Source organism: Streptomyces sp. NPDC102258 (genome assembly GCF_055584685.1).
In genome coordinates this window covers 239890-261795 of the sequence record NZ_JBVJLO010000004.1, presented here as the reverse complement: position 1 = coordinate 261795, position 21906 = coordinate 239890, and the positions used below count along the sequence as shown (strand labels likewise).

Below are 21906 nucleotides of genomic sequence, written 5' to 3'. Positions count from 1 at the left end.
GGTGGTTGTCAGTGTGCCTCTGGGGGTGATCGTCAGTCAAGACGGTTCGTCTCGGCGCGTCAGGGGGCCGGGGCGGTGGTTCCGTGGCGTGGCGCTGGTTGCTCGTGCCGCAGGCCAGGCAGACGAGCCAGTCCCGCAGTCCGCCGTCCTCGTGGCGCCAGGGTTCTGCGGCGACGTTTCCCTCGTCGCCGCAGAACACGCACACCTCCTCCTCGCCGACCAGCCGCCGCATCGGCCTGAGCGGGCCGTCCTCCGGGTGCTGGACGCCGAGCCGCAGCTCGTTTCCCCGCGGGGCGGGTGTTCGCCCCCGGCGAACGCTGGTTGGGGAACATTGGGCGGCGCACATGCATTGAGTCGGCATAGCTCAACTTCACTGCCGGAGGGAAGATCATGGCTTCGACGTCCGTAACGCTCACCCTGCCCGTGTTGCCGCTCGACGACGAGGTCGTGCTGCCCGGAATGGTGGTACCGCTGGACCTGTCCGACGCCGAGGTGCGCGCGGCCGTGGAGGCGGCGCAGGCGGCGGCCGGGACCGGTAAGCCCCGGGTGCTGCTCGTGCCCCGCGTCGACGGCACGTACACCGGCACCGGTGTGCTCGGGACCGTCGAGCAGGTCGGCAGGCTCTCCGACGGGGACCCGGGAGCGCTCATCCGCGGCCGCGGCCGCGTCCGTATCGGCGCCGGGACCACCGGCCCGGGGGCCGCGCTGTGGGTGGAGGGCGAGACCGTCGACGAGACGGTGCCCGATCCGCTGCCCGGCGCCGTCACCGAGCTCGTCAAGGAGTACAAGGCCCTCGCCACCAGCTGGCTGAAGAAGCGCGGCGCCTGGCAGGTCGTGGACCGGGTCCAGCAGATCGAGGGGGTCTCGGCGCTCGCCGACAACTCCGGGTACTCGCCGTTCCTGAGCGTCGCCCAGAAGGTAGAACTGCTGGAGACCGCCGACCCGGTCACCCGCCTCAGGCTCGCCGTCAAGGCGCTCAGCGACCACCTCGCCGAGCAGGACGTCGCCGAGTCCATCGCCAAGGACGTCCAGGACGGCGTCGACAAGCAGCAGCGCGAGTTCCTGCTGCGCCGCCAGCTCGAAGCCGTCCGCAAGGAACTGCGCGAACTGAACGGCGAGAAGGACGGCGAGGAGTCCGACGACTACCGCGCCCGCGTCGAGGCCGCCGACCTGCCCGAGAAGGTGCGCGAGGCCGCCCTCAAGGAGGTCGAGAAGCTGGAACGGGCCAGCGACCAGTCGCCCGAGGGGTCCTGGATCAGGACCTGGCTCGACACGGTGCTGGAGCTGCCCTGGAACGAGCGGACCGAGGACGAGTACGACATCCGCGGCGCCCGTGCGATCCTCGACGCCGAGCACGCCGGGCTCAGCGACGTGAAGGACCGCATCACCGAATACCTCGCCGTGCGCAAGCGCCGCTTCGAGCGGGGCATGGGCGTCATCGGCGGGCGGCGCGGGGGCGCCGTCCTGGCGCTGGTCGGGCCTCCCGGCGTCGGAAAGACCTCCCTCGGCGAGTCGGTGGCCCATGCGATGGGCCGCAAGTTCGTCCGCGTCGCCCTCGGCGGCGTACGGGACGAGGCCGAGATCCGCGGCCACCGCCGTACGTACGTCGGCGCGCTGCCCGGCCGCATCGTGCGGGCCATCAAGGAGGCCGGCTCGATGAACCCGGTCGTGCTCCTGGACGAGATCGACAAGGTCGGCTCCGACTTCCGCGGCGACCCGGCGGCCGCGCTGCTGGAGGTGCTGGACCCCGCGCAGAACCACACCTTCCGCGACCACTACCTGGAGGTGGAGCTGGACCTGAGCGACGTGGTGTTCCTGGCCACCGCGAACGTGCTCGAAGCCATCCCCGAGGCGCTCGCCGACCGCATGGAGCTCGTCCGCCTCGACGGTTACACCGAGGACGAGAAGGTCGTCATCGCCCGCGACCACCTGCTGCCCCGGCAGCTGGAGCGCGCCGGGCTGGCCGCCGACGAGGTGGTCCTGGAGGAGGACGCCCTGCGCAGGCTGGCCGGGGAGTACACCCGCGAGGCCGGCGTGCGCACCCTGGAGCGGTCCCTCGCGCGGCTGCTGCGCAAGGTGGCCTCGCAGCACGAGCTGGGCGAGCGCGAGCTGCCCCTGCGGATCGGCGCCGGGGACCTGCGCGGGCTCATCGGACGCCCGCACCACGTCCCGGAGTCCGCGCAGGACCCGGCCGAGCGGCGCACCGCCGTCCCCGGCGTGGCCACCGGCCTCGCCGTGACCGGGGCGGGCGGTGACGTGCTGTTCGTGGAGGCCTCGCTGGCCGATCCCGAGACCGGGGCGGCGGGGCTGACGCTGACCGGGCAGCTGGGCGACGTGATGAAGGAGTCGGCGCAGATCGCGCTGAGCTTCCTGCGCTCGCACGGCGCCGAACTGGAGCTGCCGGTCGCCGATCTGAAGGACCGGGGCGTGCACATCCACTTCCCGGCGGGCGCGGTGCCGAAGGACGGCCCGAGCGCGGGCATCACGATGACGACGGCGCTCGCCTCGCTGCTCTCGGGGCGGCAGGTGCGGACGGACGTGGCCATGACCGGCGAGGTCTCCCTCACCGGCCGGGTGCTGCCCATCGGCGGGGTCAAGCAGAAGCTGCTCGCCGCGCACCGGGCGGGCCTGACCACGGTGATCATCCCGAAGCGGAACGAGGCCGATCTGGACGACGTCCCGGCCGAGGTGCTGGAGGGGCTGGAGGTGCACCCGGTGACGGACGTGCGCCAGGTGCTGGAGCTGGCCCTCTCCTCCGCCGAGGTCTCCTTCACCAAGGCCGCCTGACCTGCGCCCGAGGGCGCGCACGGCCCGGGAGCCCGCTTCGGCGGGGCCCCGGGCCGTCGGCGTACCCGCTGCGAAATACTGGGGCCCCTGCCGAGGGCCCGTACGGGCTCCGGAGACCCACCACCAGTGATCGGAGCGGAACGTGCACGGGAGCGAAGACCAGGAGTTCCTTGCCCTGGAGCGGGAGCTGTCCGTCTTCCTCCGGCGGGCCCGCGCCTCCTCCGGGGAGATGGCCCGGGCGCTCCACCCCGAGCTGGAGCCCGCCGCGTACGGGCTGCTGGTCCGGCTGGAGGCGGCGGGCCGCCAGCGGGCCACCGAACTCGCCGCCTACTTCGGGGTCGGCAAGGCCACCATGAGCCGCCAGCTGCGCGCCCTGGAGCTGCTGGGCCTGGTGGCCCGCGAACCGGACCCCGCCGACGGCCGCGCCTTCCTCATCGGCCTCACCGACGAGGGCCGGGCCCGCTTCCTGCGGGTACGGGGAGCCCGGCGCGAGCAGTACATGCGCAAGCTGGCCGACTGGGACCGGGGCGAGGTGGCGGAACTGGCCCGGCTGCTCAACCAGCTGAACTCCGGCGAGGAGTGAGGGGGCGGGGGGCGTGATGACACGGGGGCGCCCTCAGAGTTCCGCGTAGACCGCCGTGGCGTCGTCGTGGCGCTTGCCGCGGGCCGGCGGGCGCCGCGGATCGGACTCGATGGCCCGCACCCGGCCGATCAGCCCCTCGGCGCCCTCCTTGCGCAGCACGTCCAGGCAGGCCGCCCAGTCGCCCTCCCCGAAGGTGTCCGTCCAGCGGCTCGCCCCGTCCGTGAGCGCCGCCACCGCCCGGACCCGCTCGCGCGGGGTGCTCCCGGTCACCGCCCGGGCCACCACCGCCGGGTCGGCGGCCGCGGTGAAGAAGCCCCCGTGCGCGTTGCGCAGCGCGTCGGTCGCCGCCACCGAGCCGAGCACCGCGCGCGGGATCCGGTCCAGCCGGTCGTCGAGCACGGCCGTGACGGCGCCGCCGGGCGCGCGGAGCAGGAGGACGGAGTCCGAGAGCACCAGGTGCTCCACGCGGGCCTCGTCCCAGCGCACGAGGACCACCGTCGCCTGGGGGGTGCGTACGTGAGAAAGGTCACAGGTGTCGCGATGCGCGTCGGCCGTGTCGCCGATGGCCCGCGCCAGGATCCGGTCCAGCGGCGTGTCCCGCCGGGATCCGGACAGTTCGGTCAATCGGCCGCCGAGCCGCGTCGAGAACCACGGCACTCCGTGCACGCACCCGTCGTCGCCGCGCGGTGGGGTGACCCCGTCCAGGACGACCAGGACGCCTCCCCCCGCCGCAGGTACCGACGCCGACACCCAATCCTCATTGGGGCGTTCCGGATCACCGGGGGCCGAGGCCAGGTCGATGCGCATGGGGACATTCTGCCCGTGCGTAACGCCCGTACGTGGGAAGGTCCGTACCAATAGGGGCAGCGTTTCCGGCAGCCGCCGGACGGGCGCGCCACCGCTCCGCGCCGATGTGGGCGGGCATACTGCCAAAGCCCGGCTGGATCTTTCAACCGCCCGTCCACGGACGCCGCCTGACACGCGGTGCCCGAGTTGGTCGGCCCCTCCTCTGTGATGTTCACTCCTTCGAGTGGCCGGGTGGGCGATGTGCGGCTCTCCTCCCAACACACTGCGAAGGTCTGAGGCGGTACGAGGGGGCAGGGGGCGTTTACTTGTTGACCGGCCGTTACCTCGGCCACACGAGTAGACGAGCACGAGCACACGTACAGGATTGCGAGCACCGGTGCAGAAGAAGCGGTCTCGGAAGAACGGCACCGCCAGCGCCGACGGACCCGCCAACGCGGGGCGGCGCGTCCGCGTCCGCCGCAGGCTGGTGGTCGGAGTGGCCGTCGCCGGACTCACCGTCCTCGCGGCCGGCGCCCCCGCCGTGGTCTCCGCGAGCAGGGAACTGAACGACTCCCAGCGGCTGGTCACCCTCGCCGAACAGACACAGCACGCCCTCACCCTCGCCCACCTGCTGGGCGACGAGCGCGACGCCGTCGCCGAGTTCGCCGCGAAGGGCCGGCCCGGCAGTGCCAGGGCGTCCGTCGACGAGCGCACCGCGGGCACCGACCGCCAGATCGCCGAGCTGCGGCCCGAGGCCGACGCCGAACTCGCCCGCGCCCTCGGCCGGGTCAAGGCCGTCCGCACCGAAGCCGTCGACGGCAAGGGCACCGCCCTCGCCGCCCACCAGGCCTACTCCGGCCTCATCGCCGAACTCCTCGCGCCCGGTGACCGGCTCGCCGAACTCACCCCGCCCCGCGCGGAGGCCGCCCTCGCCGTCACCCGGCCCATGGCCCCGCTGGGCCAGGCCGTCGACCAGGCCTCCGCCACCCGCGGACTGCTGCTCGCCGCCCTGGCCGTCCCCCGCGGCGAGCAGCTCCCGAACTCCGCCGTCGCCGACGAACTCACCACCGCCGCACAGCGGTCCCGGGTCCGGGAACAGGCCGCGCTGGACGACTTCAACCGCGCCGCGCGCCCCGACGTACGCCAGGTCCTCGCGGTCACCGTCACCGGCCCCGAGGTCAAGGCCGCCGACGACCACCTCAAGCGGCTCACCGACCGGCCCACCCTCACCCCGGCCGACCGCAAGGCCGACCCCGGGGCCGTCGGCTCGGCCCTCACCGCCCGCCTCGACCGCATGCGCTCGGTGGAGTCCACCCTCGCGGGCCAGCGGGCCACCGCCCTCGCCACCCTGCGCGACGACGACGTGACCCGCCTCGAACTGGTGGTCGCCGGGCTCGGCGTGCTCTTCCTCTTCGTCGTCGGCTTCTCCACCGCCGTCGCCCGCTCCCTGACCCGGCCGCTGTCGGTCCTGCGGCGCGGCGCCGAGCGGCTGACCACGGCCGAGGGCTCGGTCGAACCGGTCCGCTTCACCGGCCGCAACGACGAGTTCGCCGAGGTCGTCCGGCACCTCAACGCCGTACGGGACCAGACGGTCTCCCTGCACACCCGGATCGCCGGACTCGACGCCGACCGGCGCCGGCTCATCGGCCGCAACGAAGCCCTGTCCAGCGGCCGTGACGCCCTGGAGAAGGAGCTGAAGGAACTGCGCGCCGGGCTGGAGGAACACCGCCGCGTCATGTCGACGACGTCGGTCTCCCTCTCGCGGCGCACCCTCGGCCTGGTCGAGCGTCAGCTCACGGTGATCGAGGAACTGGAGTCCAAGGAGGGCGACCCCGACCGGCTCGCCACCCTCTTCAAGCTGGACCACCTGGCGACCGTGATGCGCCGCCACAACGAGAACCAGCTGGTCCTCGCCGGACAGGAACACGGCCACGGCCAGAGCCTGCCGGTGCCGCTGGTCGACGTCGTCCGGGCCGCCGTCAGCGAGATCGAGCGCTACGAACGCGTCGACCTCGCCGCCCTCCCCGGCGGCATCCAGGTCGCCGGCCACGCCGCCGACGACATCGCGCACGTCCTCGCCGAACTCCTGGAGAACGCCACCACGTTCTCCCCGCCCGAGGTCAAGGTGAAGGTCTCCGGCCGGCTCCAGGACTCCGGCGAGGTGGTGCTGTCCATCGTCGACGAGGGCATCGGCGTCACCGGCGACCGGCTCGCCGCGCTGAACCTGCGCCTGGCCACCCCCGAGGCCTACGACGAGGAGCCCGAGGCCGAACACGGCCTGGGCCTCGGCCTGTACGTCGCCGGGCGGCTCGCGGCGCGCCACGGCGTGACGGCCGAGCTGCGGGCCCCGCGGCACGGCGGCACCGAGGCACTGGTCGTCGTCCCGGCGTCCCTGTTGCCCGTCGCCGGACCCCTCTCCCCGGTCCACACCCTGGCCTCGCCCGGCGCGCCCGCGCTGCTGTTGCCCGGGGTGGTCGCCGAGGCCAACGAGAACACCCTCCCGCCGCGGCCCCGCCCGGAGCCGGAGTCCGAGCCGGCCGTGGACGCGAACACGGACGCCGTCCAGGGCTTCGCGGAACCGGAGGCACCGGCCCGCGTGGTCACCCTGGCCGAGGCCTTCGACCCGGAGCCGCGGGACACCGCGGACGACGGCGCCGCCGATGTGGTGGCGGCTGAGGGGCCGGGCGTCGAGGTGCTGGGCGCCAGGGGTCGGGGCTCCGAGGACCTGAGCACCGCCGGTCCGGGCTTCGAGGGCGGGGACGCCGAGGGGCTGGGCTCCGCCGGTCCGGATGCCGGGGCCGGTGCGTTCGCCGCCCCGGTGGCGGACGCGGGCCCCGCATCCGCCGACGGCGCCGACGCGCCGGGCGGGACCGGCCGGGGCACCGAGGACGAGAGGCACCCGTACGGGGACCCCTCCGCCGGGGGCGTCGACGCCGGACAGGCCGGTTCCGGGGCGGGGGCGTACGCCGCCGATCCGCAGGTCGACCCCGGGGCGGGGGATTACGCCGCCGATCCGCAGGCCGACCCCGCGCCGGGTGCGTATGCCGCCGACCCCCAGGCCGACCCCGCGTCGGGGGATTACGCCGAGGCCGGGGACGCGTTCGCCGGGCGGGTGGTGACGTTGGGGGAGGCCTTCGACGATGCTCCGCCGCCGCCCGCCGACCAGGTGTTCACCGCCTCCGCCGAGACCCCGGCCGAGGAGCTGCTGGCCCGGGTCGTGCCCCCGGCCGAGCCCTCCGTGGCCCCGGTCGCGGACGGAGTCGGCGCCGGGGTCCGGCCCGGGGAGGAGCTCCTCGCGCGGGTCACCGCCGACGCGGACGGCGAGGCCTTCACGGTGGCCGACCCCGCGCCGCGGGACCCCGCCGGGGGACCGGACGCCGCACCGGTGGTCCCCGTACAGCACGACGGGCCGACGCCGCCCGCGCCCCCGCGCGCCGCCGCCGCCCCCGACGCCGGACCCCCGGCCCACCTGCGCGCCGCCGACGCCGAGGACGGCTTCGTGCCCCGCCAGGGCGGCCACCCCGGCCACCCCACGGACCCCGGGCCCGCGGCCGCCGCCGTCACCGGCAAGGGCCTGCCCAAGCGCACCCCCCGTTCCGTCCCCGGCCCCGCCGCCGGACGCCCCGCCGCGGCCCGCCCCGAGCCGCGCCGGGTGGACGCCGAGGAGCTGCGCCGCCGCCTCGGCGGCTTCTACCAGGGCGCCCAGGACGGGCGGCGCGTCGTCGCCGCCGAGCTCGCCCAGGACCGGGGGCAGAGGCAGGGGCAGGGGCACACCGACCAGGGGGACACCGCACAGGAGGCTCGCACATGACCGCGCCCAGTACGTACGGACTGAGCACCCAGGCCCGCAACCTGCAGTGGTTGCTGACCGACCTGGTCGAGGAGGTGCCCGGGGTCAACTCCGTGGCCGTCGTCTCGTCGGACGGGCTGCTGCTGCTCTCCTCCGCCCCGGCGGGGGAGTCCGCCCAGGGCCGCGACCGGCCCAAGGGCCCCCGCGGCGCCTCGGCCGACCTCGCCACCATCGTGTCCGGCCTCGGCAGCCTCACCACCGGCGCCGCCGCGCTCATGGAGTTCGGCCACGTCAAGCAGACCATGGTCGCGATGGAGCACGGCTCCGTCTTCGTCATGTCCATCAGCGACGGCTCGCTGCTCGGCGTGCACGCCACGCCCGACTGCGACATGGGCGTCGTCGCCTACCACATGGCCCTGTTCGTCGGCCGCGCCGGACACGTCCTGACCCCCGAAGTCCGCAGTGAGCTGCGCCAGTCGATGGAGAAGACCACGTGAGGAGTACGGCCTCCGACCGGCTGCCGATACGCGGCGCCGACCGCCGCCCCGCCCGCGTCCGCCCGTACTCGCTGACGGGCGGCCGCACCCGCTTCACGCAGGTGCTGCTGGTCGAGACGTTCGTCGCCGCCCTCGACACCGGCCCGGCCACGACGCCGGACCGCACGCCCGAGATGCGGGCCATCGTCGAGGTGTGCCGCCGCATGCGGACCATCGCCGAGGTGGCCGCGCTGCTGAAGCTGCCGCTCGGCGTGGTCCGGGTCCTGGTCAGCGACCTCGCCGACCAGGGCCGGATCCGCGTGTACGGCACCGGGCACGGCCCCGGCCGGCCCGAACGCGCGCTGCTGGAAAGGGTGCTCAGTGGGCTCAGCAGTCTCTGACCGGGCCGCCGTCACGGAGGCGGGGACCCTGGCCGCCGGGCCGGCCGCCCTGCTGGCCGACGAGCCCGTCCAGCCCTGGCAGTACGACCGTTCGCGCGCGCCCGTCGCCGTCAAGGTGCTGGTCGCGGGCGGCTTCGGGGTCGGCAAGACCACCTTCGTGTCCTCCGTCTCCGAGATCGCCCCGCTGCGCACCGAGGCGGTGATGACCCAGGCGAGCGCCCCCACCGACGACCTTTCCGCCACCCCGGACAAGAGCACGACGACCGTGGCGATGGACTTCGGCCGCATCACGCTCGCCGACGACCTCGTGCTGTACGTGTACGGCACCCCGGGCCAGGAGCGGTTCTGGTTCATGTGGGACGACCTGGTGCGCGGCGCCATCGGCGGTCTCGTGCTGGCCGACACGCGCCGGCTGCGCGACTGCTTCCCCGCGCTCGACTACTTCGAGAGCTGCGGGCTCCCGTACGCCGTCGCCGTCAACCACTTCGAGGGTTCGCGCGCGTACGAGGTGGAGGACGTCCGGGAGGCGCTCAGCATCCCGCCGGGCGTTCCCGTCCTGATCATGGACGCGCGGCGCCGGGACACGGTCGTCGCGTCCCTGCTGACCCTCGTGCGCCACGCGCTGGACGTCACCCCCGCATAGCCGAACCGCCCCGCTGACACCGCAGATTCCCGCAGATTGAGATCGTGAGATGCGCAGGATACTTGTCGTGGGGGCCGGTCAGTCCGGCCTCCAGCTCGCCCTCGGCCTCCAGGCGAAGGGCTACGAGGTCACCCTCATGTCCAACCGGACGGCGGAGGAGATCCGCACCGGCCGGGTCATGTCCACGCAGTGCATGTTCGACACGGCGCTCCGCCACGAGCGCGACCTCGGACTGGCCTTCTGGGACCGGCAGGCGCCCCGGATCGAGGGGCTCGGCGTCTCGGTCGCCGCCCCCGACGGCTCCCGCGCGATCGACTGGCTCGGCCGGCTCAAGGGCCCCGCCCAGTCCGTCGACCAGCGCGTGAAGATGTCCGGCTGGCTCGACGCCTTCACGCAGCGCGGCGGCCAGCTGGTGATCCACGGCGCGTCGGTCGCGGACCTGGACTTCTTCTCCCGGACCTACGACCTGGTGCTGGTCGCCGCCGGCAAGGGCGAGCTGGTCTCCATGTTCGAACGGAACGCCGCCCGCTCGCCGCACACCGCCCCGCAGCGCGCCCTCGCCGTCAGCTACGTCCACGGGCTGGGGCCGCGCCCCGAGCACCCCGGCACCGAGGCCGTGCGCTGCAACCTGGTCCCGGGCGTCGGCGAGCTGTTCGTGATGCCGACCCTGACCACCTCGGGCCGGGCGGACATCCTGTTCTGGGAGGGGATCCCGGGCGGGCCGCTGGACGTGTTCCGGGGCGCGCGCGGTCCGGCCGAGCACCTGGCGCTCACGCTGGAGCTGATGGAGAAGTACACGCCGTGGGAGTACGCGCGGGCGACGAAGGTGGAGCTCACGGACGCGGGCGCCACCCTGGCCGGCCGGTACGCGCCGGTGGTGCGCGACCCGATCGGGCGGCTGCCCGGCGGCGGACTGGTCCTCGGCGTCGGTGACGTGGTCGTGGCGAACGACCCGATCACCGGGCAGGGTTCGAACGCGGCCGCCAAGTGCGCGGCCTCGTACCTGTCCTCCATCCTCAGGCGCGGGGACGAGCCGTTCGACGAGGCGTGGATGAAGGCCACCTTCGACACGTACTGGTTCACGACGGGCAAGCCGGTGACCGACTGGACGAACGCCATGCTGGGCGCCCCGCCGGAGCACGTGCTGAACCTGATCGGCGCGGCCGGGCAGCTCCAGCCGGTGGCGGATCGTTTCGCCAATGGCTTCGACAACCCGGCCGACTTCGACTCCTACTTCTACGACCCGGCCGACACGGCGGACTACCTGGCGGAGGTATCAGGGTCACTCTCCTCGGCCTCGGAATAGCCGGTGTCGTCGCCCGCCGTCGCGCCCTCGGGCAGCGGCGGCGGGGTGAACTCCGCCAGCGGCACCCCGTCGGGATCCGGCCGTACCGCCCCGAGCAGCGGGTTCGCGGCGATCGGTGACACCTTGACGGTGGCGCCCGGGCGGGGGGCCTGGATCACCTTGCCGTCTCCGATGTACAGGGCCACGTGGGTGGCCTTCGGGAAGTAGACCACCAGGTCCCCGGGCCGCAGCCGGTCCAGCGGCACCCGGGGCAGCCGCGCCCACTGCTCCTGGCTGGTCCGGGGGATGGAACGCCCGGCGTGCTGCCAGGCCTGCGAGGTCAGCCCGGAACAGTCGAACGCGGCCGGGCCCTCCGCCCCCCACAGGTACGGCTTGCCGATCTGCGCGGTCGCGTACCGCAGGGCCGAGCCGCCGGCGGCCGTCGGCGTACCCGTACGGGCGGGCAGCCGGCCGGAGTCCACCAGCTGCCGCTGCGCCCCGGCGGTGACGGCCGCCTCGCGCCGGTCCAGGCGGGCCAGTTCCTCCGGGGTGAGCGCCGCCAGCAGCCGCTCGACGTCCTTGAGCCGGCCCGAGACCTCCGTCTGCTGCCGCTTGCGCTCGGCGGCGAGGTCCCGCTGGGCGTCGAGGGAGGTGCGGGCGGCGGCGGCCAGGGCGTCGGCCCGCTGCGCGCCCTGCTCCAGCCGCGCGATGACCCCGGCCTGCCGGGCGCCCTGGCGGGCGGCGAGCCGACGCTGGTCGACGGCCTGCTGGGGGTCGCCGGAGAGCAGCATCCGCAGGTACGGGGAGAGGCCGAGGGTGCCCTGGTACTGCTCCCGCGCCAGCCGCCCGGCGATGGCCCGCTCCGCCCCGAGCGCGGTACGGGCCCGCCCCAACTCGGCGGCGAGCCGCCGCTCCTCGTCCTGCCGCGCCTTGAGGGCCACCTCGGTGGCGTTGTAGGCCTCACTGGCCTCTTCGGCCTTCTGGTACAGCCCCTGAAGCCGCGTCAGCAGCTCCCCGACGGGCTCGGCCCCAGCCTGCGGCGCCGGCCCGACCACACCGACGACGGCAGCAAAACAAACCACCCAAACCAGTCGTTTAGTCATCTAATCACCTCCACCCCGCCAATCTCCCACGAGACGCCCAAGACCCGACGCACCGCACGTGAACGACAACGCGCAGGTCACCCACTTGGGCGCGGCGGCGGTAGAGGAACAGACCCACCCCCCTCAGCGCTGCCCGCCCCCGCCGAGGCCGGCCGGGCACACGTACCGCTTCACCCGTCTCGGCGTCCGTCTGTCGTCTCGGGTGAGACCGGGACGACCATTGCGGCTCCTGGCACGCCGCCGGTGGGGACGCACCTCAGCAGCTCAGCGACGAGTTCGACCACCTCGGCCGGGAGCTGGCCCAGGTGGACGTACGGGTGGCCCGAGCGTGTCACCATCGGCCGCAGGCCGGTCCAAGCGGATTCGGGTACGCCAAGGGCGGTGAGCGCTGTCCGGAGCGACTCCGAGGCGTTCGTTGCGCGCGCGTGGCCGTCCCGCCACGTCTGCATGTCCATCAATGGCCCGTTTCGTGCATGCGGAGCAGGACGTTGCAGTCGGAGATGAGGGAATGGTCGACGTAGGTGTCCGTGGCCGCTGAAGCCCGGAGTGCGCCGAGTCGGGCGCACTCCGGGCAGCCGGCCACCGGCTCAGGAGTGGCCTGAGGCAACCGCAGGGGGAGCGTCAGCGGGGGCTCGTGCCACCGCGCGGGCTGTGTCTTGTCCTTTGTCATGCGCAAGCACCGCTTTTCTCGCAACGGACGGAGCCTCGGCAGCTCCCATGGGTCCGCCACTGATGCTGAGTCCTGCGTCCGGGCGTTACTACACCGTTTGCCGGACGTTTGGGACGCTTCGCCATTACGGTCTGTTCCGTCCACAACGGCTCACGGAGCAGACTGTGAATCACGCACTGCGTCGCGCCATGGCGACTGCCAAGATGACCGAGATACAGCTCGCAGGACTGTGTGGAGTCGACGCGAAGACAGTGGGGCGGTGGATCACCGAACCCAACCGCGTTCCCTACGCCCGCCACCGATGGGTGGTCTGCGAGGCTTTAGGAGAGGAGGAAGGGAACTTGTGGCCCAACGCGATCCGTGCGGCGCTAGCCACCGGGCCTGACCGGGAGATAGTTCAGGTCTTCCCCTACCGCTCGGCAGCTCCCGCCAGTCTGTGGCGCTCGCTGGTGACGAAGGCGCAGCGCGAGCTGGTATTCGCCGGATACACCAACTATTTCCTGTGGCTTGAGCAAGCCAACCTGGCCGGCGCCCTGCACCGCAAAGCGCAAGGAGGTTGCCGGATTCGATTCCTCGTCGGCGATCCGGACAGCCCCGTCACCGCTGCTCGGGAGGCCGAAGAGGGCGTTCCACTGACCCTCTCGACCCGGATCGCGGTGACTTTGAGCGAACTGGAGAAGCTGCGTGACGTGAACGGCATCGAGAGCCGGTTCGAGACGGGTCACGTGAACCTGTCGGTCTTTCGCTTCGATGACGAGATGATCGTGACACCGATTCTGGCGCGCGCGGTGGGTCACGATTCGCCGATGTTGCATCTACGGAGGCGTCAGGCGGACGGCATGTTCGACCGTTTCTCGGCACATGTCGAGGAGCTGTGGAGCCGGGGCCGCGCTATCAGGGAGACGAGTGCCGATGGCCAGGCGTGACTACGAGGATGATCCCGAGGCGCCGAAGGCGAACAGCCTGGTGCCGGCGGCTTCCGCCGTGGTGGTGGACCGCGACGGGCGGGTGTTGTTGCAGCGCCGGGCCGACAACGGGATGTGGGCCCTGCCGGGCGGGAAGATGGAACTCGGCGAGTCCATCGGCGACTGCGCGGTCCGGGAAACCTTGGAGGAGACCGGGATCACCGTCGAGATCACGGGCATCGTCGGCACGTACACGAACCCGGGCCATGTCTTCGCCTACGACGATGGCGAGGTCCGGCAGGAGTTCTCCATCTGCCTCCTGGCCAGGCCCACCGGCGGCACTCCGCAGGCGTCGGACGAGTCGTTCGAAGTCGCCTGGTTCACCCCTGAGGAAGTCGACGGCCTCCCGATGGTGCCGAGCATCCGCAAACGCCTCACCGACTGGCGAGCCGGCCAGGGCCCGGCGATCCGCTGACCGAGGAGCGATCAGATGAGTGGTCAGGACGCCGGCCAGGGGCCAGTAGAGCCCAGCGGCGGTGGCTTGCAGTCGTTCAAACCCTTGCGGCGACACGGTATTCAGCGGCTCGCTCATGAGCGGTGGGGTTCAGGCCGGTCCATCTGGTCCGCCGATACCGATGACCGCGAGCTCGTGGTCGATCAGGTGGAAGTGCGCGAAGAAAAGGTGAGTGGTCGTATGGCGGCGGCCCTGAGGGTTCTCGTGGGATCCCAGGTATGGGTGCGCAGCCGTCGGTACGTGCTCGATGGCAAGCCGGTGCTCATCGCGACCTCGTACCTACCGTCGGACGTCGTCGCCGGCTCGGCCATCACCCAGGTGGATACCGGCCCTGGCGGGATGTACGCGAGGCTGGCCGAGCTGGGGCACAAGCCCGTTCATTTCCGAGAGGAAATCCGGTCACGGATGCCTTCAGCCGTCGAGGCCGAGCGGCTCGCACTCTCCACGGGCATCCCGGTCATCCAGGTCGTCCGCACCGCGTTCGCTGGAGGAGGCCGCGCCGTCGAGGTCAACGAGATGACTCTGGACTCCGCCTTGTACGTGCTGGAGTACGACTTCGACGCCTGAAGCCCAGAGAGCGGTCGGGTCGAGAGCGGGACGAGACCACCCGCGCCCGGCACCGTTTTGCCTCCGCAGGTGTGGAGACACCAAACCTTCCCTGCTGCCGCCGAAAGGGACCCCGCTAGTCCCGCAGCAGGCGGGTTTTCGCCAGGGTGAACTCCTCCGGGGTCAGAAGGCCCCGGTCGGTGAGGTCCGCGAGTTGGGTCAGCTCTGCCACCAGGGTGGGGGCCGGTGGGGGTTCCGGGGGTGACGGCCGGGTGAGGGGCTGCGCCTGCTCCCGGGAGGGGCCCGGCTCGCCGAACGGCTGCGGTTCCGGTTCCGTCCCCAGTGCCGCCTCCAGTTCCTCCCCCACCCCCTCCGCCGCCGCCCACTCCGGCCCCGCCTCCTCCGGCTCCGCCCACCCCGGCCCCACCCCCGCCGGCTCCGCCCACTCCGCCGCGCCCGCCGCCCGGCGGAGCAGGCCGCGCAGGAGGGGGTGGCCCGGGGGGCGGGTCGCCGCCGACACCGTCGCGCCGACCGGCCGGATGAACATCACGCCACCCCCACTCGCTCCGCCGGGATCCGGACCGAGCCGGCGATCCGCCCGCCCGCCGCCCGTACGGCCACCGCCGCGTCCTGCGCCCACACGTGCTCGACCACCAGGAGCAGCGCGCAGCTGCCCCGTTCCAGCAGTTCGGCGGCCTCCCGTACGTCCTCCGGGCCGATCAGGCGGGCCACGTCGCGGCCCGCCAGGAGGCCCCGTAGCTCGACGTACTCGTCGAACTCCGCCGCCGTCACCTCGCCCCCGGCCGTCTTCGTCGCCACGAGGCCGTCGATCAGGCGGACCACCCCGGTCTTGCGCAGTCCCGTCACGGCCGCGACCGCCGGTACCCGGAGCTGCTCCTCCGGGAAGGCGAGGACGATGAATTCCACAGGTCCCATGAGCCGGGGCTCCCTATTCCTGACCGTATTCCTGACCGTTTCTGACGACTCTTCGGCACACTATGGCATAAGCGGACATACCATCCCTCTCCTTGCTACGTTTCCCCGTATGACCGCTCTGACGGCGAAGGTGACGGAGCCCGCTCCGCCCCCGCCCCCCGAGATCCGGGCCGCCAAGCGGCGCGGCATGGAGCTGGCGCTGCTCGTCGGCGCGGTCCTGATCTCCGTACTCGGTCACCTCTACGTCGGCCTCGCCGCCCCCGGCCACGTCGCCCGGCCCGCCGACCGCTACGCCGCCGGGCTCGGCGGGGCCGCGCTGCTCGCGCACCTCGCCGTCCGGCTGCGCGCCCCGTACGCCGACCCGCTCCTGCTGCCGATCGCGGTGCTGCTCAACGGCCTGGGCCTGGTGCTGATCCAGCGGCTCGACCTCACCACCCCCGGCGCGGCCGGCGCGGCCGACCAGCTGCGCTGGTCGGCCCTCGGGGTGGTCCTCTTCGTCCTGGTCGTGACGGGCCTGCGCGACCACCGCACGCTCCAGCGGTACGCGTACCTCTCCGTCACCGTCGCGCTCGCCCTGATGCTGGTCCCGGTCTTCTTCCCGGCGGTCAACGGCGCCCACATCTGGATCCGGTTCTCCGGCCTCTCCTTCCAGCCGGGGGAGTTCGCCAAGATCCTGTTCGCCCTGTTCTTCGCCGCCTACCTGGCCGCGAACCGCACCGCCCTCGCGCTCACCGGCCGCCGGCTCTTCTGGAAGCTGCGCCTGCTGCCCGGCCGCGTCCTCGGCCCGATCCTGGCGATCTGGCTGCTCAGCGTGGGCGTGCTGGTCCTGGAGCGGGACCTCGGGACCTCGCTCCTCTTCTTCGGCCTCTTCGTGATCATGCTGTTCACGGCCACCGGCCGGATCGGCTGGATCGCCATCGGGCTGGCCCTGGCGGCCCTCGGCGCGTACGCCGTCGGGACCTTCGAGCCCCACGTGCACGGCCGCGTCGACGACTGGATGAATCCTTTCGCCTCCATCCAGCGCGGCGACGGACCCGGCCAGCTCGCCCAGTCCCTCTTCGCCTTCGCCGCCGGCGGCCTCCTCGGCGCCGGCCTCGGCCACGGCCAGTCCTTCCTCATCGGCTTCGCCGCCAAATCGGACTTCGTCCTCGCCACCGCCGGCGAGGAGCTCGGCTTCGTCGGCCTCTCCGCGATCCTGCTCCTCTACGGGCTCCTCGTCTCCCGGGGCTTCAGCGCCGGACTCGCGCTGCGCGACCCCTTCGGGCGGCTGCTCGCCACCGGGCTCGCCTCGATCGTCTCCCTCCAGGTCTTCGTCATCGCGGGCGGCGTGACCGGCCTGATCCCGCTGACCGGCATGGCCATGCCCTTCCTCGCCCAGGGCGGCTCCTCCGTCGTCACCAACTGGATCATCGTCGCGCTGCTGGTCCGGCTCAGCGACAGCGCCCGCCGGCCCCGCCCGGACGAGGAGGCCGCCGGGTGATCCGCTACATCCGCTGGTGCGCGTACTTCTGCGCCCTGCTGCTCCTGGCCCTGCTGGTCAACGTGGGCCGCGTCCAGGTCTGGGAGGCCGCCGCGTACGGCGCCAACCCGGCCAACAAGCGCCCGGCCGTCCAGCGGTACGCCGAGCCGCGCGGCGACATCCTGGTCGACGGCCGGCCCGTCACCGGCTCCCGCGACAGCGGCCAGCTCCTGCGCTACGAACGGACGTACACCGACGGCCCCCTCTACGCGCCCGCCACCGGCTTCTCCTCCCAGACGTACGGGACCAGCTTCGTCGAGCGCGCCGAGGACGCCGTCCTCTCCGGCACCGACCCCGGGCTCTCCGCCTTCCCCCTCTGGTACGAGCTCTCGCGCGGCCGCCCCGGCGGCGGGAACGCGGTGACCACCCTGCGCGCGGCCGTCCAGCGGGCCGCCTACCGCGGACTCGGCGGCAAGCGCGGCGCCGTCGCCGCCCTCGACCCGGCGACCGGCCGGATCCTCGCCCTGGTCAGCAGCCCCTCGTACGATCCCGGCCTGCTCTCCGGCACCGGTACGCGGGTCAAGGCGGCCTGGCAGCGGCTGAACGCGGACCCCGCCAAGCCGATGCTGAACCGGGCGCTGCGCGAGACCTACCCGCCCGGCTCCACCTTCAAGATCGTGACGGCCGCCGCCGCCCTCGACGCGGGCGTGGTCACCGACGTCGACGCCCCCACCGAGACCCCCGACCCGTACCCGCTCCCCGGCACCAGCACCCTGCTGCCGAACGCGGGCACGGGCTGCCAGGACGCCTCCATGGCGGAGGCGGTGCAGTTCTCCTGCAACACGGTGATGGCGAAGATCGGGGTCCAAGTGGGCCTGCGCCGGATGGTGGCGGCGGCGGACCGGTTCGGGTTCAACGACGCGGGGCTGCGCGTGCCGTCCTGGGTGTCGCGCTCGAACTTCGACACCGACATGAGCCCCGACCAGCTGGCGCTGTCCGCGATCGGGCAGTTCAACACCACCGCGACCCCCATGCAGATGGCGATGGTGGCGGCGGCGGTCGCCAACGGCGGCGAGCTGAAGGCCCCCCACCTGGTCGACCGCACCACGCAGGACGACGGCTCCCAGGTCCGCCGCACCGCCCAGCGCACCCTGGGGCGGGCGATGAGCCCGGGCACCGCGCTGCGGATGCAGGAGCTGATGGTCAAGGTGGTGGAGAACGGTACGGGGCGCAACGCGGCGATCCCGGGCGCGGTCGTCGGCGGCAAGACGGGCACGGCCCAGCACGGCGTCGGCAACGCGGGGACCCCGTACGCCTGGTTCATCGCCTGGGCCCGCGCCGAGGCGGCCCCGCAGCCGGGGGTGGCGGTGGCGGTGGTGGTCGAGGACGCGTCGGCGGTGCGCGGTGACATCAGCGGAAACGGGGCGGCGGCCCCGATCGCCCGCGAGGTGATGCGGGCGGCCCTGGCGGCGGAAGCGCAGCCGCCGCGCTGAGGGACACCGTAAAGCCGGGTGGTACGCCGACCGTTCCGCCGACCGCCATGCGAGCCGCGCCGCCGACCCTTCCGCCAACCGCTAAGCCCCGCCCCCCTGTTCCGACTCCGCCCCCTCCTGGATCGCCTCCGCCACCTCCGCGACCCGTTCCCGCTCCTCCGACGCGAACCGCTCCCGGTCCAGGGCTTCCGCGATCTCCTCGTCCTGGCTCATCAGCGCGTCCAGGTTGGAGTCGCCCATCTCGAAGACCCCCATGTCCAGGTAGGCCTTCTGGAGCCGCTCCCCCCACAGCCCGATGTCCTTGACGCACGGCACGATCCGGCTGAACAGCAGCTTCCGGAACAGCCGCAGGAACTCCGACCGCTCGGTGAACTCCGCCGCCTCGTTCCGCGGGATCCCGAAGTTCTCCAGCACCTCCACCCCGCGCAGCCGGTCGCGCATCAGGTAGCAGCCCTCGATCACGAACTCCTCGCGCTCGCGCAGTTCGGCGTCCGTGAGCTGCTTGTAGTAGTCCCGCAGCGCCATCCGCCCGAACGCCACGTGCCGGGCCTCGTCCTGCATCACGTACGCCAGGATCTGCTTCGGCAGCGGCTTGTCGGTGGTGTCGCGGATCATCCCGAACGCCGCCAGCGCCAGCCCCTCGATGAGCACCTGCATGCCCAGGTACGGCATGTCCCAGCGGGAGTCGCGCAGGGTGTCGCCGAGCAGCCCCTGGAGGCTGTCGTTGACCGGGTAGAGCATCCCGATCTTCTCGTGCAGGAAGCGCCCGAAGATCTCGGCGTGCCGGGCCTCGTCCATGGTCTGGGTGGCGGAGTAGAACTTGGCGTCCAGGTCCGGCACCGACTCCACGATGCGCGCCGCGCACACCATCGCGCCCTGTTCGCCGTGCAGGAACTGGCTGAAGTTCCAGGCGGTGTAGTGCCGGCGCAGTTCGCCCTTGTCCCGGTCGCTCAGCTTGGCCCAGTGCCGGGTCCCGTACAGCGTCAGGACGTCGTCGGGGGTGCCGAGGGGGTCGTACGGGTCCACCTCGATGTCCCAGTCGATGCGCTTGGCGCCGTCCCACTGCTTGTCCTTGCCCTTCTGGTAGAGCGCGAGGAGCCGTTCGCGGCCACCGTCGTACTCCCAGCTGAAGCGGGCCGCGCCGGAGGCCGGTACCTGCCAGACGCCCTCGCCCGGGGGTGTGGTGTAGAGCTCGTGCGTCGACACTGACGCCTCCTCGACTGCCGTACGGGACTCGGTGGTTGGCAGCGTCACACGTTGGTAGACGCGGGGTCAACAAGTCGTGCGCAGGGGATTGACGACCTTGCTGACAAGCAGTCTCATAAGAGGTGACCGCAGGTAACCCGACCGCGAGGTGCCCGAAGCCATGACGACCGTGACGCAGCGAGACGCGCTGAGGGACGCCCTCGGCCCGCTCAAGGACCGCGAGCAGATCGCCGAACGACTGCTGGAGTCCTCCGCCAAGCACTCCTTCGACCCCGACACCGAACTGGACTGGGACGCCCCGCCGATCGAGGGCAAGTACTACTGGCCGCCCGAGCTGCTCTCGCTCTACGACACCCCGCTGTGGAAGAAGATGGGGGAGGAGCAGCGCATCGACCTCTCCCGCCACGAGGCGGCAGCGCTCGGCTCGCTCGGCATCTGGTTCGAGATCATCCTTATGCAGCTGCTGGTCCGCCACATCTACGACAAGTCGCTGACCAGCAACCACGTCCGCTACGCGCTCACCGAGATCGCCGACGAGTGCCGCCACTCGATGATGTTCGCCCGCATGATCCGCGAGAGCGGCACCCCCGCCTATCCCGTCTCCCGGGTCAACCACAACCTCGCCCGCATCCTCAAGACGGTCTCCACCACCCCCGGTTCCTTCGCCTGCACCCTCCTCGGCGAGGAGATCCTCGACTGGATGCAGCGCCTCACCTTCCCGGACGAGCGGATCCAGCCGCTGGTGCGCGGCGTCACCCGCATCCACGTCATCGAGGAGGCCCGGCACGTCCGCTACGCCCGCGAGGAACTGCGCCGCCAGATGCTGACGGCTCCGCGCTGGGAGCAGGAGCTCACCCGGGTCAGCTGCGGCGAGGCGGCCCGCGTCTTCTCCCTCGCCTTCGTCAACCCGCAGGTCTACGAGAACATCGGCCTGGACCGGCGCGAGGCCGTCGCCCAGGTCCGGGCCAGCGGACACCGCCGCGAAGTGATGCAGACCGGCGCCAAGCGGCTCACCGACTTCCTGGACGACATCGGCGTGATGCGTGGCGTGGGCCGCCGGCTGTGGAAGAGCTCCGGCCTGCTGGCCTGAGCGGGGCCGTTGGCGGGCCGTTGGCGGGCAGGGCCCGAGCCGGGGCCGGCCGCGGGGGCGTCGTCTACCCTGCGTGCATGACCGTACGCGCGTACCGCAGGCTGAGCGTCGAGGAGCGGCGGGCCCAACTCCTCGACGCGGCCCTGTCGCTGTTCGCGCACCGGGCGCCGGAGGAGGTCTCCCTGGACGACGTCGCCGAGGCCGCCGGGGTCTCGCGCCCGCTCGTCTACCGGTACTTCCCCGGCGGCAAGCAGCAGTTGTACGAGGCCGCCCTGCGCTCCGCCGCCGACGTCCTCGAACTCTGCTTCGCCGAGCCCCAGCAGGGCCCCCTCACCCAGCGCCTGTCCCGGGCCCTGGACCGCTACCTCGCCTTCGTGGACGAGCACCACACCGGCTTCTCCGCCCTCCTCCAAGGCGGCAGCGTCGTCGAGACCTCCCGTACGACGGCCACGGTCGACGGGATCCGCCGCGCGGCGGCCGAGCAGATCCTGGTCCACCTCGCCGCCCCGAGCCCCGGCCCCCGGCTGCGGATGATGGTGCGCACCTGGATCACCGCCGTCGAGGCGGCCTCGCTGATCTGGATCGACGAGGGCCGGCAGCCGGAGGCCGGGCAGCTGCGCGACTGGCTGCTGGACCAGTTCATCGCGCTGCTGACCGCCACCGCGGCCACCGACCCCGAGACGGCCGCCGCCGCCCGGGCCGCCCTGGCCCTGGAGTCGGCCGACGGCCCGGTCGGCGTCCTCGCCCGGCGCGTGATCCCCGTGGTCTCCGAGGCGGCCCACCTGCTGTGACACTGGTGGGGTGAGAAGCGAACCGACCCCCTTCGAGGGCGGCCCGATGGACGGCCGGGTCCTCCCGATCCTGCTCGGCCCGACCGGCCACCCGCCGAAGTGGTACGAGATCCCCGTCCCGGCCCCGGACGGCGGCCCCCCGACGGTCCTGCTGTACGAGCGGGTCCCGGCGGGCTACTCGAAGCGCCTCGGCCTCCAGAAGGGCTGGAAGTACGCCTTCACCCCGACGGGCGAGAAACCGAAGCCCCGCTGGCCCTGGACGAAAACCCCGAAGGCGTAGCCGGGGCGGGGCGGGGGCGGCCCGGCCCCAGTTCAGCCCCGGCAGGGCTCGACCCCAGGGCTCGGCCTCCCGGTTCAGCTTCCTGGGTTCAGCCCCCCTGGGTTCAGCCCCGGGGCTCGGCTCCCGAGTTCAGCTTCCCGGGCTCGGCTCCCAGGGCTCGGC

General features: G+C 72.9%; 20 protein-coding genes. 15 read left to right on the top strand and 5 right to left on the bottom strand.

Annotated features, from left to right (window positions below; genetic code table 11):
• Positions 1-390: 390 nt before the first annotated feature.
• Positions 391-2787, top strand: a complete 2397-nt coding sequence (gene lon, locus ACZ6ZT_RS09130) for an endopeptidase La (RefSeq protein WP_469716984.1) — start codon at positions 391-393, stop codon at positions 2785-2787.
• A gap of 142 nt (positions 2788-2929) precedes the next feature.
• Positions 2930-3370, top strand: coding sequence for a MarR family winged helix-turn-helix transcriptional regulator (locus ACZ6ZT_RS09125; protein ID WP_469716982.1), 441 nt, complete (start codon positions 2930-2932; stop codon positions 3368-3370).
• A gap of 33 nt (positions 3371-3403) precedes the next feature.
• On the opposite strand, the gene ACZ6ZT_RS09120 is transcribed toward ACZ6ZT_RS09125, so the two are convergent.
• Positions 3404-4177: a protein phosphatase 2C domain-containing protein gene (locus tag ACZ6ZT_RS09120; protein WP_469716980.1), complete on the bottom strand. Its 774-nt coding sequence runs from the start codon at positions 4175-4177 to the stop codon at positions 3404-3406.
• 376 nt (positions 4178-4553) lie between these two features.
• On the opposite strand from ACZ6ZT_RS09120, the gene ACZ6ZT_RS09115 reads away from it, so the two are divergent.
• Genes ACZ6ZT_RS09115 through ACZ6ZT_RS09095 form a run of 5 tightly spaced genes read left to right on the top strand, consistent with a single transcriptional unit; the run spans position 4554 to position 10772 of the window.
• A complete protein-coding gene (locus ACZ6ZT_RS09115) occupies positions 4554-7967 on the top strand; it encodes a sensor histidine kinase (RefSeq protein ID WP_469716978.1) in 3414 nt (1137 codons plus the stop codon).
• Entirely contained in the window at positions 7964-8443 is a 480-nt protein-coding gene (locus ACZ6ZT_RS09110) for a roadblock/LC7 domain-containing protein (protein ID WP_469716976.1), read from the top strand. The genes ACZ6ZT_RS09115 and ACZ6ZT_RS09110 overlap by 4 nt, the downstream gene beginning before the upstream one ends.
• Positions 8440-8823 (top strand): DUF742 domain-containing protein, encoded by a 384-nt coding sequence (locus ACZ6ZT_RS09105; protein ID WP_469716974.1) that lies wholly within the window; start codon positions 8440-8442, stop codon positions 8821-8823. The genes ACZ6ZT_RS09110 and ACZ6ZT_RS09105 overlap by 4 nt, the downstream gene beginning before the upstream one ends.
• A 28-nt stretch (positions 8824-8851) precedes the next feature.
• Complete coding sequence (locus ACZ6ZT_RS09100) at positions 8852-9466, top strand: GTP-binding protein (RefSeq protein ID WP_469717306.1); 615 nt, start codon at positions 8852-8854, stop codon at positions 9464-9466.
• A gap of 49 nt (positions 9467-9515) precedes the next feature.
• Positions 9516-10772, top strand: a complete 1257-nt coding sequence (locus ACZ6ZT_RS09095) for a styrene monooxygenase/indole monooxygenase family protein (protein WP_469716972.1) — start codon at positions 9516-9518, stop codon at positions 10770-10772.
• Here the strand turns inward: ACZ6ZT_RS09095 and ACZ6ZT_RS09090 are convergent.
• The gene (locus tag ACZ6ZT_RS09090) at positions 10727-11854 is read right to left on the bottom strand and encodes a C40 family peptidase (protein ID WP_469716970.1); all 1128 of its coding nucleotides are present in this window, start codon (positions 11852-11854) and stop codon (positions 10727-10729) included. The genes ACZ6ZT_RS09095 and ACZ6ZT_RS09090 overlap by 46 nt on opposite strands.
• Positions 11855-12688: 834 nt before the next feature.
• Between ACZ6ZT_RS09090 and ACZ6ZT_RS09085 the strand changes: the two genes are divergently transcribed.
• Genes ACZ6ZT_RS09085 through ACZ6ZT_RS09075 form a run of 3 tightly spaced genes read left to right on the top strand, consistent with a single transcriptional unit; the run spans position 12689 to position 14510 of the window.
• Positions 12689-13450 (top strand): DUF5919 domain-containing protein, encoded by a 762-nt coding sequence (locus ACZ6ZT_RS09085; RefSeq protein ID WP_469716968.1) that lies wholly within the window; start codon positions 12689-12691, stop codon positions 13448-13450.
• Positions 13437-13904, top strand: a complete 468-nt coding sequence (locus ACZ6ZT_RS09080; RefSeq protein WP_469716965.1) for an NUDIX hydrolase — start codon at positions 13437-13439, stop codon at positions 13902-13904. Before ACZ6ZT_RS09085 ends, ACZ6ZT_RS09080 begins: the two co-directional genes overlap by 14 nt.
• Positions 13905-13919: 15 nt before the next feature.
• Positions 13920-14510, top strand: coding sequence for a GntR family transcriptional regulator (locus tag ACZ6ZT_RS09075; protein WP_469716964.1), 591 nt, complete (start codon positions 13920-13922; stop codon positions 14508-14510).
• Between the two features lie 115 nt (positions 14511-14625).
• On the opposite strand, the gene ACZ6ZT_RS09070 is transcribed toward ACZ6ZT_RS09075, so the two are convergent.
• Positions 14626-15036, bottom strand: coding sequence for an SHOCT domain-containing protein (locus ACZ6ZT_RS09070; RefSeq protein ID WP_469716962.1), 411 nt, complete (start codon positions 15034-15036; stop codon positions 14626-14628).
• Positions 15036-15425, bottom strand: a complete 390-nt coding sequence (locus ACZ6ZT_RS09065; RefSeq protein ID WP_469716960.1) for a DUF6325 family protein — start codon at positions 15423-15425, stop codon at positions 15036-15038. The genes ACZ6ZT_RS09070 and ACZ6ZT_RS09065 overlap by 1 nt, the downstream gene beginning before the upstream one ends.
• A 109-nt stretch (positions 15426-15534) precedes the next feature.
• Between ACZ6ZT_RS09065 and ACZ6ZT_RS09060 the strand changes: the two genes are divergently transcribed.
• The gene (locus tag ACZ6ZT_RS09060; RefSeq protein WP_469716958.1) at positions 15535-16905 is read left to right on the top strand and encodes an FtsW/RodA/SpoVE family cell cycle protein; all 1371 of its coding nucleotides are present in this window, start codon (positions 15535-15537) and stop codon (positions 16903-16905) included.
• A complete protein-coding gene (locus ACZ6ZT_RS09055) occupies positions 16902-18377 on the top strand; it encodes a penicillin-binding transpeptidase domain-containing protein (RefSeq protein WP_469716956.1) in 1476 nt (491 codons plus the stop codon). Before ACZ6ZT_RS09060 ends, ACZ6ZT_RS09055 begins: the two co-directional genes overlap by 4 nt.
• A gap of 81 nt (positions 18378-18458) precedes the next feature.
• Here the strand turns inward: ACZ6ZT_RS09055 and ACZ6ZT_RS09050 are convergent, their stop codons facing one another.
• Positions 18459-19583, bottom strand: a complete 1125-nt coding sequence (locus tag ACZ6ZT_RS09050) for a ferritin-like domain-containing protein (protein ID WP_469716954.1) — start codon at positions 19581-19583, stop codon at positions 18459-18461.
• A gap of 160 nt (positions 19584-19743) precedes the next feature.
• Here ACZ6ZT_RS09050 and ACZ6ZT_RS09045 point away from each other — a divergent pair, with 160 nt between their 5' ends.
• The 3 genes from ACZ6ZT_RS09045 (at position 19744) to ACZ6ZT_RS09035 (ending at position 21744) form a co-directional block, all read left to right on the top strand.
• Positions 19744-20673, top strand: coding sequence for an AurF N-oxygenase family protein (locus ACZ6ZT_RS09045; RefSeq protein WP_469716952.1), 930 nt, complete (start codon positions 19744-19746; stop codon positions 20671-20673).
• 77 nt (positions 20674-20750) lie between these two features.
• Positions 20751-21464, top strand: a complete 714-nt coding sequence (locus ACZ6ZT_RS09040) for a TetR/AcrR family transcriptional regulator (RefSeq protein ID WP_469716950.1) — start codon at positions 20751-20753, stop codon at positions 21462-21464.
• A 10-nt stretch (positions 21465-21474) separates the two neighbouring features.
• Positions 21475-21744 carry a hypothetical protein gene (locus tag ACZ6ZT_RS09035; protein WP_469716948.1) on the top strand — a complete coding sequence of 90 codons (270 nt, stop codon included), beginning with the start codon at positions 21475-21477 and terminating at the stop codon, positions 21742-21744.
• The last annotated feature ends 162 nt before the right edge of the window (positions 21745-21906 follow it).